Source organism: Aeribacillus sp. FSL K6-3256 (genome assembly GCF_037965805.1).
GTDB classification, from domain to species: Bacteria; Bacillota; Bacilli; order Bacillales; family Aeribacillaceae; genus Aeribacillus; species Aeribacillus composti.
Genome location: NZ_CP150188.1, coordinates 1,554,882 through 1,572,205, shown reverse-complemented (window position 1 = coordinate 1,572,205; position 17,324 = coordinate 1,554,882). Strand labels below are relative to the sequence as shown.

The 17,324-nt window shown below is 38.8% G+C and carries 15 protein-coding genes; 4 read left to right on the top strand and 11 right to left on the bottom strand.

Annotated elements, in window-relative coordinates; translation table 11 throughout:
* Positions 1-40: 40 nt before the first annotated feature.
* Both NSQ84_RS07585 and NSQ84_RS07580 read left to right on the top strand, forming a co-directional pair.
* Positions 41-1,273 carry an aminopeptidase gene (locus tag NSQ84_RS07585; protein WP_339212562.1) on the top strand — a complete coding sequence of 411 codons (1,233 nt, stop codon included), beginning with the start codon at positions 41-43 and terminating at the stop codon, positions 1,271-1,273.
* 309 nt (positions 1,274-1,582) lie between these two features.
* Entirely contained in the window at positions 1,583-2,209 is a 627-nt protein-coding gene (locus NSQ84_RS07580; protein ID WP_339212559.1) for a LysE family translocator, read from the top strand.
* Between the two features lie 864 nt (positions 2,210-3,073).
* Here the strand turns inward: NSQ84_RS07580 and NSQ84_RS07575 are convergent.
* Positions 3,074-3,928, bottom strand: a complete 855-nt coding sequence (locus NSQ84_RS07575) for a DUF4349 domain-containing protein (protein WP_165381945.1) — start codon at positions 3,926-3,928, stop codon at positions 3,074-3,076.
* Between the two features lie 213 nt (positions 3,929-4,141).
* Here NSQ84_RS07575 and NSQ84_RS07570 point away from each other — a divergent pair, with 213 nt between their 5' ends.
* Complete coding sequence (locus NSQ84_RS07570; protein ID WP_063389628.1) at positions 4,142-5,311, top strand: FtsW/RodA/SpoVE family cell cycle protein; 1,170 nt, start codon at positions 4,142-4,144, stop codon at positions 5,309-5,311.
* A gap of 103 nt (positions 5,312-5,414) precedes the next feature.
* Here NSQ84_RS07570 and NSQ84_RS07565 read toward each other — a convergent pair whose 3' ends face one another.
* The 5 genes from NSQ84_RS07565 to NSQ84_RS07545 form a co-directional block, all read right to left on the bottom strand.
* Positions 5,415-6,608 carry an ABC transporter permease gene (locus NSQ84_RS07565; protein ID WP_063389627.1) on the bottom strand — a complete coding sequence of 398 codons (1,194 nt, stop codon included), beginning with the start codon at positions 6,606-6,608 and terminating at the stop codon, positions 5,415-5,417.
* Positions 6,605-7,294 carry an ABC transporter ATP-binding protein gene (locus NSQ84_RS07560; RefSeq protein WP_130157972.1) on the bottom strand — a complete coding sequence of 230 codons (690 nt, stop codon included), beginning with the start codon at positions 7,292-7,294 and terminating at the stop codon, positions 6,605-6,607. The genes NSQ84_RS07565 and NSQ84_RS07560 overlap by 4 nt, the downstream gene beginning before the upstream one ends.
* Positions 7,291-8,418, bottom strand: a complete 1,128-nt coding sequence (locus NSQ84_RS07555) for an efflux RND transporter periplasmic adaptor subunit (protein ID WP_130157970.1) — start codon at positions 8,416-8,418, stop codon at positions 7,291-7,293. The genes NSQ84_RS07560 and NSQ84_RS07555 overlap by 4 nt, the downstream gene beginning before the upstream one ends.
* 7 nt (positions 8,419-8,425) lie before the next feature.
* Positions 8,426-9,115, bottom strand: coding sequence for a Yip1 family protein (locus tag NSQ84_RS07550; RefSeq protein ID WP_158640210.1), 690 nt, complete (start codon positions 9,113-9,115; stop codon positions 8,426-8,428).
* Positions 9,116-9,346: 231 nt separating this feature from the next.
* A complete protein-coding gene (locus tag NSQ84_RS07545) occupies positions 9,347-10,372 on the bottom strand; it encodes a hypothetical protein (RefSeq protein WP_339212554.1) in 1,026 nt (341 codons plus the stop codon).
* Positions 10,373-10,546: 174 nt separating this feature from the next.
* On the opposite strand from NSQ84_RS07545, the gene NSQ84_RS07540 reads away from it, so the two are divergent.
* Positions 10,547-11,248: a Crp/Fnr family transcriptional regulator gene (locus NSQ84_RS07540; RefSeq protein WP_339212551.1), complete on the top strand. Its 702-nt coding sequence runs from the start codon at positions 10,547-10,549 to the stop codon at positions 11,246-11,248.
* 539 nt (positions 11,249-11,787) lie between these two features.
* Here the strand turns inward: NSQ84_RS07540 and NSQ84_RS07535 are convergent.
* From NSQ84_RS07535 to NSQ84_RS07515, 5 genes are all read right to left on the bottom strand, one after another.
* The gene (locus NSQ84_RS07535) at positions 11,788-13,680 is read right to left on the bottom strand and encodes a XylR N-terminal domain-containing protein (RefSeq protein WP_339212548.1); all 1,893 of its coding nucleotides are present in this window, start codon (positions 13,678-13,680) and stop codon (positions 11,788-11,790) included.
* A 17-nt stretch (positions 13,681-13,697) separates the two neighbouring features.
* The gene (locus NSQ84_RS07530) at positions 13,698-13,967 is read right to left on the bottom strand and encodes a 2Fe-2S iron-sulfur cluster-binding protein (protein WP_063389622.1); all 270 of its coding nucleotides are present in this window, start codon (positions 13,965-13,967) and stop codon (positions 13,698-13,700) included.
* Between the two features lie 319 nt (positions 13,968-14,286).
* Positions 14,287-14,493 (bottom strand): 4-oxalocrotonate tautomerase, encoded by a 207-nt coding sequence (locus NSQ84_RS07525; protein WP_130158872.1) that lies wholly within the window; start codon positions 14,491-14,493, stop codon positions 14,287-14,289.
* 500 nt (positions 14,494-14,993) lie between these two features.
* Positions 14,994-15,851: an alpha/beta hydrolase gene (locus tag NSQ84_RS07520; RefSeq protein ID WP_339212545.1), complete on the bottom strand. Its 858-nt coding sequence runs from the start codon at positions 15,849-15,851 to the stop codon at positions 14,994-14,996.
* Positions 15,852-16,392: 541 nt separating this feature from the next.
* A complete protein-coding gene (locus NSQ84_RS07515) occupies positions 16,393-17,307 on the bottom strand; it encodes a catechol 2,3-dioxygenase (RefSeq protein ID WP_063389734.1) in 915 nt (304 codons plus the stop codon).
* Between the last annotated feature and the right edge of the window lie 17 nt (positions 17,308-17,324).

The following is a 17,324-nucleotide window of genomic DNA, read 5'->3' as shown; positions in this document are numbered from 1 at the left end:
AATACAGAAAAAAATATGTAGGAAATAAAGGAGAATGATGATGACAACTTTCAAACAGCAGCTTGAAAAATATGCAGAACTTGCCGTCAAGGTCGGAGTCAATGTTCAAAAAGGACAAGAATTGTTCATTTCTGCAAGCATAGATGCAAAAGAACTCGTCCGATTTATTGCGGAAAAAGCTTATGAGTTTGGTGCAAGGAATATTCATATCGACTGGCAAGATGATGTTTTAACAAGATTAAAATATGAAAAGGCTCCTGATGACGTGTTTTTAGAATATCCTGAATGGAAGTCTCTCGAAAGAACTGCCCTAGCAGAAAGAAATGCAGCTTTTATTTCTATTGTGTCCCAAAGCCCTGATTTATTAAAAGGCATTCAGCCTGAGAGAATCGCTAATTTCCAGAAAGCGTCTGGAACAGCTTTAAATACGTTTCGCAGATACATACAATCGGATAAAGTCAGCTGGACGGTTATCGCTGCCGCAAGCGAAGAATGGGCGGAGAAAGTTTTTCCAAATGAAGAAAAATCGCTTCGAGTTGAAAAATTATGGAATGCTATTTTTCAAGCAACACGTATTAATGAGGAAGATCCGGTTTCTGCATGGAAAAAACATAATGAAAACCTTCATCAAAAAGTCGATTATTTAAATGCGAAAAAATATAGAAAGCTCCATTATCAAGCTCCTGGAACGGATTTAACTATTGAACTGCCTGAAAAGCACCTATGGGTGGGAGCAGGAAGCGTTAATGAAAAAGGCGTTTCTTTCATGGCAAACATGCCTACAGAAGAAGTGTTCACAGCTCCGAAAAAAGATGGGGTAAATGGTTATGTGACTAGCACAAAACCGTTAAGCTACGGCGGAAATTTAATCGAAAATTTTGTCATCACATTTGAACGAGGACGCATTACAAATGTAACAGCCGAAAAAGGCGAAGAAATTTTGAAGCAATTAGTCGAAACAGATGAAGGCTCTCATTATTTAGGTGAAATTGCTTTAGTACCTCATAACTCACCGATCTCAAAGTCAAATCTTTTATTTTATAACACGTTGTTTGACGAAAATGCTTCAAACCATTTAGCGATCGGCAGCGCCTATGCATTTTGCTTAGAAGGCGGAAAGACGATGACAGAGGATGAATTGAAACAGCATGGTCTCAACACAAGCATTACACATGTTGATTTTATGATCGGAAGTGCAGAAATGGACATCGACGGCATTCTTCCGGACGGCACACGTGAACCAATCTTCCGAAAAGGAAATTGGGCGTTTTAAAAAAGGGCCGGCTGATCGTTTCTCATGAAAGCCTTGCTTAAATATTGCACAACACTTATCTGAAACTGTACCGTACATCCTTGACGTTTGTTTCAGGCAAGTCAGTAAAAGCTCTATATTTCTCGTTTTGCTTATTTGCTGCATCAACATCATCATAGTATTTGTCTTCTTTGAATCGAATCGTACTTTATCATGCTAATGGGCGGTCATTTGACTTTGCCCTTTTCATTCTTATTCAAAGAAAAAAACAGCCTCTGTAAATATAAAAACTTTATAATGATCCACTATGCGAAAAGGAGAACGTAAAAAATGGAATTGTCCATCATTTTAAGTTTTCTTGCAGCTTCTATTTTATTAACCGTTGCACCAGGACCCGATAATTTATTTGTTATTGCACAAAGCATGTCTTACGGCTTTCGAGCGGGGTTCATCACTTCTCTCGGACTTTGTACCGGACTTATCGGACATACTTTAATCGCATCACTCGGACTGTCAGCCATACTCTATCAATCTACTGTTATTTTTACAGCTATTAAATCTGTCGGTGCGATCTATTTGTTATATTTAGCATGGGAATCTTATAAGGAAGGGAAATCAGCAGTTTCCGGTAAAATAGCAAATGTAAAAAGTCTTTCACTCTTTTCTTTATATAAAAGAGGCATCTTGATGAACCTGTTAAATCCGAAGGTGTCATTGTTCTTTTTAGCTTTCTTGCCGCAGTTTGTATCAACAAACAGCGTCCATGTTCAGCTCGACATGTTTGTGCTAGGTCTTATTTTCATTGTACAGGCATTGGTATTGTTTTCCTTATTTTCAGCATTAGCTGGCAAAATAAAAATTCTGTTTCAATCTAAAAAAACAGTTTCTGCTATTCATTACGGCAAATCTATTTTATTTGCAGTTCTTGGCGGAAAGCTGCTTTTTACAAAAATTTAGTAGATACAATGAGGGGGAACGTCAGGAGCGAAATTTTTTTCGCTCCAGTTTTTTTACTCTGCCCCCTACTTCATTTGTTTAGAAGATGAATGTCCGAATCAACATCATTACTTTCCCGCACTATTTTTTCTTAAGGCAGTAAGATCGATTTTTTCAACATGTTTTAAAGCCGTCCAAACTCATTCTTTTTACAGCTTCTTTTGTCTGCTATAATTCTACGTTTATTAATCTATTTGTCCTCCTACATAACTGAATTCTTCCTATCATCCTTCTCCCAAAAACAAAATCGTCAAGCTGAATAATCATCATTCCAATCATTTGAAGGTGTTTATTCATTTTAACCTTCTAATTCGCATATATTTGTACAAATGAGAGGTGAACATGGTGAACGCAGAAAAAACTAAGCCGGCTCTACAAATAAAAACATTTTTTGAACATCGTTTGCAGCGGTTTCTTCAGCATCTTTTTTTATCAATCATTTGCGGATATATTTTATACTACTTAGTTAATTAAATGCAGAATAAACGGAGCGAATTCATAACAAAGAGACTTCACATTTTTAGTACGTGAAGTCCGAAACTGCCCATAATAAACAAACGATGACGAAAGCAAAAGCGCTGCAATCGGTATTTCCAGGGCTTTCCGGAAAGCCAAATCCTCAATATATCAACGTTTCTAAAACAATAATGAGGGCTTCTATTATGCGAAAAAACGAATTAAAGATACCCCTAAAAAAACATGCCTTGGCTCGCAAGCTTCTTTGAAGACGGAGTTAAAAAATTCAAATTGAAAAAGACCGCACAATTTCATTAATAAATTGTGCGGTCTTTATCATTTTAACAGCCGATCCACAAGTAAAAAAGATTACTCAGTTTTCTCCTGTTTCTTTTTAAATGTTCGATAGACGAAGAAAAATATAATAAGCGCCAATAAAACAATTGGTAAATTCCCTACAACGATCACAACAATCCAAGATGCCGCCTGAACAATCCAATGAATGCTTGTCAAAAATTGTTCTTTCGTTTTTTCCCACGTATTAAAATCCTTTGAAAAATTTTCATGAGATTTTATTTCTGTTAATTGCAGTTCAACTGTTGCATAGTCTGTTCTATTTTCAATATATTTTATTCTGCCCTTTAATTGTTCGATTTCTTCTTGGACAGCTGCCAAATCTTCCGAAATTTTCAACAAGTCTTCTGTTTTCTCAGCCGATTCCATAAATTTAAGGAGCCGAGCTTCAACCGCTTGCTTCGATTTCAATCGAGAGTTTAAATCGACATATTCTTCTGTTTGATCTTCACCAGTCATTTGCTCCGATTTGACTGATATGCTTGCCTTTTTCACTTCCTCTATAAATCGTTGAAGTTCATTTTGAGGAATGCGGAACGTTACATATGCCTCGATCTTTCCATCCTGTTCCACTGCATTTGATTGAATGATATAGCCCCCTCTGCTTTCGGCCTTCTTTGTTAAGTTTGCAATCGTTTCATCATAGCTTACCACTTCTGCCGTTATATTCGCAGTGTACATAACTTTTCGTTCGTTTGAGTATGTGCTGGCAGCTGATTTCGCTTCAACTGTTTCCATTTCTCCTTTTTTTTCAATTTTTTTCTCTATCATGGTCTGATCCATTTTAGCACTTTCTACGGATGATTTTTGTTCTGAATTGCTGCAGGCGACCAAGAAGAGCAGCAACAAACCAATCAAGACTTTCTTCATTTTCATCATCTCCAGTTAATTACAGTTTATGGATTAGACGAAATAATGAAGCAAAGGTATCTTAAATAGATGAATAAAATGTGTGCAAACAAATGAAAGTGTGCTACTATAATAAACGTACTTGCGCTTGAAACCTTTCGCTTTTACCATTCGTCTAACATAAGGAAATTCTACTCTTCTAAAAAAATCATTTTCATAAAGTTGGTGGGCTTCATGGATTCTAACAAAAAGGCGCAATCGCGGTTTGATTATCAATTAGCATTTATTATATTTCTACTATTTTGCGCGAGCTGCGTGGCCATTTACGGAGCGCAAATGACTTCAGGGCAATATGCGGTAAACTTTATTTTTAAGCAAATTGCCTTCTATGCAGCCAGCTGTCTTATTGCCGGAGTTGTCATGCTGTTCGATTCAGAACAAATTCAAAAAATGACATGGTATTTATACGGTTTTGGGATATTTCTTCTATTTTTGTTAATGATTTCACCAGAAAAAATTGCCAAAGAAATAAATGGCGCTAAAGCATGGTTTACTCTTCCCGGTTTTTCGTTTCAGCCTTCAGAAATCATGAAAGTTTTCTTAATCATTGCTTTGAGCCATATTATTTGCAAGCATCATCAAAAGTATTTGCATCGAACCATTCAAACCGATCTCATTTTGTTATGTAAAATGGGTGTGACGACAGCAGTACCGGTATTGTTCGTTATACTGCAGCCTGACTTTGGGACTGCGCTTGTCATGTTTGCCATTTTAGCCGGCCTTATTCTTGTTTCAGGCATATCTTGGCGGATTCTTACATTAGGGTTTCTCATCGTAACCCTCTTTGCTGCAACAATTTTTTATCTTGTATTGCGAATGCCTGAATTTCTTGCCAAATATTTAGGTGTCAAGCAATATCAGTTCGGCCGGATTTATGCATGGTTAAATCCCGAAGGATATAAAAGCGCTGAAGGCTATCATTTGCTCAATTCTCTAAAAGCTATCGGATCTGGCCAAATTTTCGGAAAAGGGGTTGGGCATGGACAAGTATATATCCCTGAAAACCACACCGACTTTATATTCAGTGTGATTGGGGAGCAATTTGGATTTATCGGCACTAGTATTGTCATTAGTTTATTTTTCTTATTAATCTATCACATCATTAAAGTGTCAATTGAAACAACTGAACCGTTTAACAGCTATCTTTGTACTGGCGTCATCAGCTTGTTTGTCTTCCATGTATTTCAAAATGTCGGCATGACGATTGGCCTTCTGCCGATCACAGGTATACCGCTTCCTTTTATCAGCTATGGAGGAAGCTCCCTTATTGGCAGCATGATGGCGATCGGATTGATTTTCAGTATCCGATGGCACCATCGTGTATCTATGTTTTCAAAAGAATAGGTGTCCAATAAAGTTGGACACCTTTTTTGTTTTGTTTAAGAAACAAATTGTATTAGCATGAATTTTTCTCGCCTATGGAAGGCAAAGGCAGCAGCTTTCTGTATCACTCATATCTTAACGATTCGATTGGATCCAATCTTGCCGCCTTGTTTGCCGGCAATAGTCCAAAGAGAATCCCAATAAACATTGAGAATAAAAGTCCGCCGACGACAACCTGCCATGATACTAATGATGGCCAACCGGCAAAAATGGAAATGATGGATGCAATTCCTGCACCTAATAAAATCCCTAAAGTTCCCCCAATTAATGTTAATGTCATCGATTCAATTAAAAATTGCAGCAAAATTTGTCTCCTTGTTGCACCAAGAGCTTTGCGAATGCCGATTTCTCTCGTTCTCTCGGTGACGGAGACGAGCATGATGTTCATGACACCGATGCCGCCAACTACGAGGGAAATTCCGGCTATGCTTCCGATAATCATGGTCATAATACGGGTAATTTGGCCGATGGATTCTGCAATTTCTTCAAAATTCACCACTTGATACGAATCTTCTGTTTGATGCATGTCGTTTAGCAATTGCTCAGCTTTTTCCCCTGCAGCTTTGATTTCGTCTGCACTAACTGCTTCAAGCGTTACTTGCGTATAATTCGTTTGACCGAAAGCATTTCGATAAGCCGTCCATGGAGTGTAAATTTCCGACATGCCAAAGGCAAAAATTCCTGTCGGTTTTTCAAGTATGCCGATAATTTCGAACGGCTGATTCGATACCCAAACGACCTCGCCAATCGGATTTTGTTTTTTAAATAAATCTTTTGCTAGTTGGTCGCTAATAATCGCTACACGTCTGCCGCCTAAAAAATCCGCTTCCGTAAACAGTCGGCCTTTATTAATGTTTAATTGATTGACATCCATATATGCAGCATTGATCCCATAGACCGTGGCATCGATTGTTTCTTCTTTATACCTTATTTGATAAGAACTTGTCGTGGAAGCAACAACCTGTTTAACTTCAGGGATCCCTTTCAACGCTTCAACATCTTCTTGGGTAAACGGATCCACTAACATTGCGTTCGGATTTGCTTTCAACTCTTCTTCACTTGGTTGATAATACACTTCTATCGTATTGCTGCTGCCTGCAATTTGGGCTTTTAAGGCTTGTTCGCCCCCTTGGCCGATTGCTACAACTAAAATAACAGATCCGACTCCGATAATTATTCCTAGCATTGTCAAAATTGAACGGAGCTTATGGGCAAGAATGGAGGAAAACGCCATCCGAAAATTTTCCATCAAATTCATAATGTGCTCCCCCGTCCCAAATCTTCTTGTAAAATTTCTCCATCTCTTACTACAATCGTACGCTTAGCAAATTGAGCCACTTCATGTTCATGCGTTACGACAATGATGGTTGTCCCTTCTTTATTTAGCATTGTAAATTGTTCCATAATTGCTTCGCTTGTTTTCGTATCCAATGCACCAGTCGGTTCATCTGCCAAAATGAGCTTTGGATTATTCACAATGGCTCGAGCTATTGCCACCCGTTGTTTTTGGCCCCCCGATAATTCGTTTGGCATATGCTGGATTCTATCGCCGAGTCCAACCTTTATTAAAGCCTGCTTAGCGAGTTCATCCCGCTGTTTTTTTCCAATGCCGGCGTAAATCATTGGCAGCTCTACATTTTTTAAGGCGCTCAACCGCGGCAGAAGATGAAACTGCTGAAAAACAAAACCGATTTTCTTGTTGCGTATTTTGGCCAATTCTTGATCATCAAGAGACGATATATCCTTCCCTTCAAAATAGTAAGCACCTGATGTCGGGCGGTCCAAACAGCCAATAATATTCATGAGAGTTGATTTGCCGGAACCGGACGGCCCCATAATGGCCACAAAATCCCCCTGCCGGATTTCTAAATTGATGTTTTTGAGCACATCCATTGTTTCTTTACCGTTTCTATAAGATTTCGTCACATCTTCCAGCTTGATCATTTGATTGTCACTTCCACGCCTGCTTTGATTTCATCAGATGGTTCACGAACAATTTCATCATCTTTTGTTAAACCGCTCGTCACCTCAATATATTCATCGGTTGAAGTACCAGTTTTAATTTCTTTTCTTGTTATTTTTCCGTTTTTCACTACATAAACATATTGTTGATCATCATCTTGTTTAACAGCGGTAAGAGGAATGACATTCGCTTTTTTTCTTTCCGTTTCAATTTCCATAATCAATTTAAAGCCAGGCTTCACCGGGATGTTCTGATCTTGGACAAGAACTTCCACTGGATACTGGACAGCCTCGTTTCCTGTTTCCGCCGCCATCTCACTGCCTTGTTGAGGCAAAATGCCAATTTTCAATACTTTTCCTTTCCATTTTGCATCAGGCACCACATCAGATTTTAAAACTACAGGCTGACCTTCTTTAATTTTTAAAGAATCGTATTCAGAAATGACCCCTTCCACTTTCATTTTGTTCAAACTGCCAATATGTATGATCGGCTTCACATTTTCGCCCATTGCTACTGCTGCGTCTTCATCTACGGTAATCACAATTCCATCAACTTCGCTTTTCACTTCAAGTTCTAAAATCTTCTTTTCTACTGTTTCCAGTTGAATCTTCTGTTGTTTAAGCTCAAGATTCGTCATTTTCTTATCCATTTGCAGTTGATTTTTTTCATTTTCTATTTGCTTTTCTGCTTCTTCTTTACCGACTTGTTTCTTCAATTCTTCTTCTTTTTTCTTCAGATCATCCAACTGCTCATTGATTTGATCTAGTTTGATATAGCTTTGTTCAATCGAAAGCTTGGCCTGTTCCTTTTCAAGCTCTAATTGTTCGTTTTCATAAATGACGAGAGGTGCTCCTTTTTTTATTTTGTCCCCTTCTTTGACAAGGATTTTTTTGATCTTTCCTCTTTCAGCATCATAATAAATTTTTTGTTCATTCATTAATTGAAGAGTACCGGGAATCATAACATTCCCGGTAATTTCTTTTTGCTCCAATTTGACTGTTTCTACAGTCGGATTTTCTTTCGATGCAGCACGAAAAATACTGATCCCAACAAATAAAGCGATGATAACTGCTACTCCTACACCGATCAAAACTTTCTTTCTCATACTATTACTATGCCCCCACTAATGATTGTGTTGCTCCAGATAATGTCAATAGCAGACTGCCAAGAATGAATAAAACGATTGAAATAGTCCATGATGCACCTTTTGACAGTTGACCTACATGATGAAGCCCAAAAGCGGTCAATATTGTTCCCCAAATTCCAAAAATTTCGATAGATGACAAAAATGATCCAAGCGCCCCTTCAGCTCCTACAATACTGTTTAAACTAGTAAATACTTGATTAGGGGTGTCTCCTCCACCGACAAAATATAAAATAATCGCATTTAACAGTGTTCCTATTGAAGTAACAAGAGAAATAAAAACGGTCATTGAAAACATTTGTTTAAAACGAATTTGTTTTCCGGCAATTTTTACAATGGCAAAAAGAATTAGTGCCGAAATCAATAGTGTAATAAGTCCGCCAATGATACCAAACACAAGTGCACCAACTTTTGTAAATGCGCCGACGTAAGCTGCTCCTTCTGCACCTAATTCCTCTTCCACGATGCTATAGTCGACTGATAACACTGAAAGGTAAGCTGCCAAAGATGAAATAATAATGACAACAATTAATGGAAGCAATACTTTTGGCTGTTGTTTGATCCGCTCAAGCGTCTCAATCGGACTTGTCACAATCCCTAACAACGACGGTTTATCCACTTTTTCATTTGAATGCTGAATGTTCAGTTGCTCACTCATTAAAGTCATCTCCTCCATTATAATGATTATTTTCAATTTATTTTACGAGATTGATAAGAATGAAGTTTCACATTTTTTGAATTTCTTACAAATATTTTGAAAAACTTCCCTTAACATGATGAAAAGACCGCAGAAATACATTCTACGGTCTTTTACAGGTTATTAACTCTTTGGTTATCATTTTGTCCGCATGTTGTCTAGCTCTAATTTGCTCCTGCTTGCCACGTTTTTTTAAAACGGAGCTTGGGTTTGCTGTGCTGATTGTTGATTTTGCTGGCGCACTTCATTGACGTTCGTTTGGCTTGCTTGTCCGCTTAACGGATTGAAGCTGAAGCCGGATGATTGCTGCGTTTGATATTGGTTCGGTATTTGCTGTGCTGATTGTTGATTTTGCTGGCGCACTTCATTGACGTTCGTTTGGCTTGCTTGTCCGCTTAACGGATTGAAGCTGAAGCCGGATGATTGCTGCGATTGATACTGATTCGGTATTTGCTGTGCTGATTGCTGGTTTTGCTGGCGCACTTCATTGACGTTCGTTTGGCTCGCTTGTCCGCTTAACGGATTAAAGCTGAAGCCGGATGATTGCTGCGTTTGATATTGGTTCGGTATTTGCTGCGCTGATTGCTGGTTTTGCTGGCGCACTTCATTGACGTTCGTTTGGCTCGCTTGTCCGCTTAACGGATTGAAGCTGAAGCCTGATGATTGCTGCGATTGATACTGATTCGGTATTTGCTGTGCTGATTGCTGGTTTTGCTGGCGTACTTCATTGACGTTTGTTTGGCTCGCTTGTCCGCTTAACGGATTGAAGCTGAAGCCGGATGATTGCTGCGTTTGATATTGGTTCGGTATTTGCTGCGCTGATTGCTGATTTTGCTGGCGCACTTCATTAACGTTTGTTTGGCTCGCTTGTCCGCTTAACGGATTGATGCTGAAGCCTGATGCTTGCTGACTTTGATATTGATTTTGCGGTTGTTGAGCTTGGTATACTGCTTGATACTGGTTTTTCGGTTGATAATTTTGCAGCTGCTGTGCTTGACTATGAAGCGACTGAGCCAAATTTTCAATTTGCTGCAAATTTTGCACCGCATTTTGTTCCTTTTGTCCAAATGCTTGTGTCTGTTGTGCTGTAAATTGATTTGAGCTAAATGCTTGATTAGCGTTTTGCTGTTCTTGCTGTTTCAGTACTTTGGCAATTTGTTGAATCTGCTGCAATGCTTGCTGTGCTTGATTTACATACGATTGAATGCGTTGCGGCACTCTTTTTCCCTCCTTATCATTTAAATTCATTTTATTTTTTTGTAATCACCTAATTTTTATTCATAAAAAAATGTGCTTTACATCACAATTCACCATTTTTTCACAATCAAGATTCCTAGGTTCTGGTAAAATATTGGTATATAGATGGTTTCCTTCTTGAAAGGAGGTTTTATAATGGTCAAACAAGTGGCGGATCCATTCTTAACCGATCCATTGAGTGCTTTGCATGAATATTTCGACGGAATCATAAACGTGAGGGAAGGGACATATCTTTTTCAAGAAGGCATGGAGGTTCATGAATTATATTGCATCCAATCCGGCTTGGTGCAAATAAGCAAAACAACTTCAGATGGAAGAGAATTAGCGCTAAAGATCTGCAAAAAAGGCGACCTTATTGGTGAATTTTCTATTTTTTCAAATGACCCGAAGCACATATTTAACGCAAAAGTTTTGGAAAACAGTTCTATTTATTTCATAAAAAAAGAACGATTAGAATGCAAACTGTTTGAAAATCCGCATCTTAGCCTTTCGTTCCTAAAATGGATGAGCGAGCAATATCAAATTACTCAAACAAAATTCCGCGATTTGATTTTAAACGGGAAGAAAGGTGCCTTATACTCCACACTCATACGAATGGCGAACACCTATGGAGTAGAAACTGAAAATGGCATTCTCATCAATATCGACATGACCAATCAGGAGCTTGCGAATTTTTGCGGAGCAACTAGAGAAAGCATCAATCGAATGTTGAGCAATTTGCGGAAAAAAGGCGTAATTTCTTTTCAAAATAAAAAAATCACCATTCACGATCTTCAATATTTAAAAGATGCAATCAATTGTGAAAATTGCCCCGTTTCCTACTGCCGAATTGATTAAATTGTAAAAACATCTTATATGCGCCTTGTCTTTCAGAGATGGAGCCGGAACTTTAAACTGGCAAATCGCCAGTTTTCTTTATTTATTTTTCATTTAACAAAGATCTAGTCGTGCATATATTCTGTCAAGTAAAACAATGAAAATAGGGAATACTATGCCGGGACAATGATTCGATCGCAGGACAGGCATTTTTTAAAGCGGCTAAGGCTAAAAAAATGAGAACCTGTTCGATCGTTTCGGGGTGTGCTTCATATAAGTGTCTTTAATCTTTTCCTTCAAATGAAAGGTTCCTGATTTGAGGTTTTGTTTTTTCTTTGCCATTAAAAACCCCATCCCAGGCAGACTCTTTACACATCATATGAAATGCATCTGTTTTTTTCGTCTACCTGAGTATGGGATACCAAATGGAATTTAACTCAAAATTTGCACTTGATTCCTGCAAATTTTAGAATTTCCATATGAAACTTTTATTATGAATACAAAAGCACAACCGGTGCCATTCCCATGCAGGAAAATGTCCGTACCTTTAGGTGCCTTCATTATTTAATGCCGATATCGATCTCTCCAATCATCATTAATGACTGGATCGATAAAAGAAGTTGATGATGAATCATAGGATTTCGCAGTTCCTGCTGAATAATGCTTTCGATTTTGCTCACCCTGTAACGCAATCCGCTGATGGATAACGCCAAATCTGCCGCTGTCTGTTCCAAATTGCCTCCATTGACTAGAAAGATGTACAATGTTCGCAGGAACTCGATATTTTTTGGATCATCCAGTTTTAAGTTTCCAAGGCAAGCTTTAGCCATTTTTTTTACCTCTTGTTCATTCTTTTCATTAATCAGCACACCAACAACTCCTAACGATTCAAATGAAATGATTTGTTGGTGTTTCGATGACACCCTGACCGCTGTAAGTGCTTCTTTATATGCTTCCCCGGCATTTGACACATTGTTTGCTTTGGAGCTGATTCCCCCGTAAAATTTAATAGTAGAGAATTGTGAAGATAGTAAATCAACGATTTTTGACAGCCATGTTTGTATACCTGTTTTAGCAACTTGATCTGCTGTTACCAGCAAAATAAGATGTTTAGCACGCTGGCCAATCAACATGTTTTGTTTTTGATCTTTGCCGTAAGCGGAAAGAAAACTTAAAACTTCTTTTTGCATTTCCAGCTCCTTCGATAAATCATCTTCTTGAAACCGGCAATCCAGCACACAGATATAAAAAGGCTTGGATAAATCCACTCCTATTAAACTAGCTTTCATGATTAAGTCGTGATCATTGCTTTGTTGTCCCGCATTAATCATTTCCTCTAAAAAAAATCCTTTAATCCGTTCATACGATTCTAGCTTCGCTTTTTCATTGAGCAAGCATACCGAGCTGACAGAGGCCAGCCGCTCTAAAATCATAGGAGAAATTGAGGCGTTATATTGATGCAAATCGCGATAAACAAACGAACAATATCCTACAATTTTGTTTTGCAAAAATATTGGTGTCATCAGGCGATCATGATGGCGCAAATGAAGAAGTTGTGTTGATGTGACGATGGCTTGAGGCTGGCAAAAAGGATTTTTTCCTACATAGTCAATAAGTTCGTTTTTATATTGTTCTAATTCATTGGAAGCAATCCCGGCATAGGCCATCGGATGAAGGTGCAGATTCTCAATTAAAACTGGGACATTCGTCGATTGAAACACTTGACGAACTACGGAGTCTAAATTGTTTCCTTTAATGATTTCCTCAGTGAGCTTCTTATGAACATCCGTCACAAATTTTAAATTATTCCGTTCTTCTAAAAGTTTTTCGTATGTTGCCGCCAGCTCTTCTACGATTGGGGACTCTTCAAGATAGCACAGCTCTTGTTCCGCTTCTTCTCCCCATCGATCCACCGTTTGGCCGATCCAATGGCATTCTTCTTTTCCCATACCTTGACAAGCAATTTCTTTGAAAATCGTCTTTTCTCCGACAATTTCTGAAACGAAGCCGCTGGCATAACCAGAAAGGGTAAAGCAAACTGGGATGGATGATGTCTCAAAATGGCGCACATGTTCTTCTGCTTCATAGGAATGACACCAATATCCTTCCATTCTGACTTGATATTTTCCATTTTCCCTTCTGACTTCTAAAAAAGTACATCTCGCTTTCACATGACCTTTCATCGTATGCAGCTTTGGGCCATCTTGAATGTACTCCTCTACTGTACAGTTTGCATGATTCATCAATTCTTTCGCGTCTTGTCTACCTAGATTCCATCCATACCGAAACAAAAAACCTTTCATCCGTTCAAATCCCATGTCGCGAATTAAATCTCTGCGCAATAATCCGAGCGCATTTGTCGCCACAATCATCGAGCGGGATTTCCCCATATAAATGTAACCGTTATCAAAATTTAATTCCAGCTGATCTATTGCCGATCTTTTTTTGTTCATATGTTACCACCTTAGCTTTATTCAACAAGATCACCAATCAAGTGGCTGAGCGGATACGTTTTGCAAGCCAATACATAACCTTGTTGCCGCTCCTCATCCGAAAGAGCTCCTTTCGAACACAATCCAATTTTGTATTCTCCCTTTTGGATTTTGACTTTGCACATTCCGCACCCTCCATTTGCACATCCATAAGGAATTTTTACTTGATGAGATCTCGCAGCTTTTAATAAATCAACGCTCTCTCCGCAAGAAAAAATTTCTCCGCCTATATGAATTTGATATACCATTATTATCTCCTTCCCAACATGATAATTTTTTCTATTATTCAAGCATGCTCTACAGCATGACGTTATGCGCCATTTTTCACCTACTTTTACTAGCGCTGGCGAAAAGAAACAAAAAAGCCATAGCATTGATCGCATCGTTGATGAACATAACATCATGGGCATCCGACACCTATAAGCATAATAAATATTTTTGCTTAAGTTATGTTTTCTTCTTCACGACCAATGCCGCAGTTCTTGAAAGCGTCGAACGGAGTTCTTAATCACGCAACATGTTCCCCATTCATAACCGATTAACTTTCTACTTTTGTATCTGCCGATGTCATCCCTCTTTTTCATGTTCTCTTCGTTTTTTCACAGATTCTCCAGCAATTCCCCAATGTTCTAGAGGCATTTCTTGAATCATGATGCGGACATTTTCTTTCGGCGCATCCAATACTTTGCACACCGTCTCCGTTAATTCATAGATAAGTGTCTCCTTTTTTTCCGGAGAACGACCTTCTAACAAGTGAACTTGAATGAAAGGCATACGTTTTGACTCTCCTTTCCAAAGATAAAAAGGCTTCAACCGAACGAAAGAAGTTCAGGCTTATGGAGAAAACGTTTTGCTATTGCATCGGCTAACTCTCGCTTAGAACGATTTCTACCATTGCACTGATTTCTTGGTCACGAGAAAGTTTGTTATCGTTCAAATAATGGCCCCTGACACACTAGCACCGCAACCGTCGAAATAATGACACCATTCCTTTAAAAAACTATAAAAATGAAGCATACATCTGACCCAACATTTTTCGTAAATCGTTCTTTTAACATGATGCGGGAAGACAGCCGCTAAAGTGAGAAAATGCGATGCCGGCTGCAAAAAATTTCAAATCGCTTTTAGTGCAGGCTGTCTTTCTAGATAAAGCGTCAATGATTGAAATGTACAACAACCGTAACTGTTGTGTTGTACTAGGCATATTCGCAATGCTGTCTGGCTTTGAAAAAGTGAATCATAACCTTGTTTTTGATAAAAACATAAAAATATTCTTATATTTCATTGTGAAAAAAATGCAAAAGCAAAGAATGAAAGCTGTCTCGATATTCCACTTGCGTCCAATGGCTGCATTGTCCGTAAATCATCATTTTTACCCGCGGAAGATGTTTGGCAAAATAATAACTTGTCTCAACAGGAACGATCGGATCATTCAGCCCGTGAACGAGTAAAACTTGTTGTTGTATGCGGCGCAAAGTGGCGCTTGGCAAAACAAGATCATCTACTATCCGCTGGCGAAGCGGAGGAAACATTGCTTCATAGGAACGGCGCACGGCAGGATTCATTGCGGCCTCAAAGCGCATTTTACTAATACTGTCAAGATTGTCTTTAATAAAGCTTTCATCATATGCAAACCAGCGAATGATCTGCGCCATTGCCTCTGCGGATGGATCCTCATAAAACCCCCAAACGCGGTCAAGTTCTGGAGTCAATCGAAACGGAGCGCCCGCCGAGCCCATCAACACAACGCGATCAATTCGTTCAGGCGCCTCGGCCAATAAATGAAGAGCAACAGCCCCGCCTAAAGAATTTCCCACTAAATGAACGTTTTTCACTTCCAATGCATCCAAAAGGTATTTAAGCTGATCCACCCATAACCTCATCCAAGAACGGATGCCTTTCGGAGGTGAAGACGGATGTTCCGACATTCCAAAACCGATTAAGTCTGGCGCGATACAATCAAATCCTTTTTCCTTGAAAAATGGGAGCGCATATTGCCAATTAGACCAAGCAGTTGCTCCAGGACCGGACCCATGGATAAAAAGAATCGCTTCATTATTTCCGATGCCGGTGCGGTAAAAATAAGTTTCATAGTCTCCGGTTTTGACACGGGCACTTGTCGCTTCTTGCAAACCAATTCCTCCCCTCTCGACTCTATTATCGAATCATTTTCCAACACGTACTCCTGACACGAAATTAATTGACGCAATTTTTAGAAAATACTAATTATCCCAATCGTAAACGGTATTTATTGTTTATACAACTCCATTGTTTCATAATAAGAAACAAAAGGAAAAAATAACAAATTTTTTCATACATTAAAACAGATCCTTGAATAGACCTAACAAAGTGGAACGTGCTGTTAAAGAAATTTCCAGAAAAAAATGGGCATGAAATCGCAACAAAGCGAAACGTACTGTTAAAGAAATTAAAATTGGGCATGGAAACCGCATCAAAAAAACAATCCGTAAATTATGGATTCGCATGTCCGTATAAAAAGAAGCTGACCCCAAACATCGACTTCAAGCGATTTTCGGTCAGCCATCTGAAGCATTTCTTTTTTAAGAATGCAAAATAAATAGCGAAGGGGCTGCAAACATCTCCTTACGTGTTTCCCGAATCAGAAGAGATGATCGAACCCCTTTAACAAGAATATTCTTGATCTTTGTATTTTTATGTTAGTGCTTTAGAGAATGATTCAATGAGTTCTCTTCGATGATAGAAAATACCTGTTCCAATTTTATCTTCCGTCCAAGTAATGGTCGGAAAGTCTGCATAGCTCATATAACCGCTTGTGTATGCTTCATTTCTATTGCCGGATGGATCAAAAAAGTAAACGGTAAGGCCTCGTGTAATGCCGTGTCTTGTTGGCGTCACTTCTGCTTGAACATTATTTTTGGTTAAAATATCTGCTGCCTTTAATACTTCATACCAGTTATCGACATAAAATCCTGCATGATGAAATTTCGCATCCGGTCCTTTCACGAATGCAAGATCGTGACCTTTGTTCGTCACTGACATAAAGCTTCCGACTAAATCTTCTCCATCTACCGTAACGATTTTCTCGGTTTGTCTAAAACCGAGCACTTCCGTAAAGAAGCGGGTTGCTGTTTTTAAATCATCGCCTGTTAAAAGAGCGTGATCCAATCGATGCGGAGCAATTCCTTTTAGTCCATCCGGCCATGGATCTGGGTTTAGATTCCCAGTTTTTGTCCCTACTTGTTCTATTTCCGTATACAGCTCCATATGATGGCCTGTTGGAAGCTGAAAACGAACCGCTTCTCCTTCTGCTAATCTAGTACCTTTGGAAATTCGGGAAAGTTTGCAGCCAAATTGCTCAATTTTATATTCTAATTTTTCCAGCTCGTAAATATCTTTTACCTTAAATGCCATATGATCCATTCCAGCTGTATCGGATTTTTGCAAAATGATGCTGTGATGGTCATATTCGTCCCAAGCTTTTAAATATACTCGATTTTCCTCGCGTCCCGTCACTTCAAGCCCAATGACATTTGTGTAATATTTTACAGATTCTTCTAAATCCAACACCCGAAGCTCCAATCTCCCTAATCTTAAAATTTCGCTCATTTGAATCCTCCCTTTCA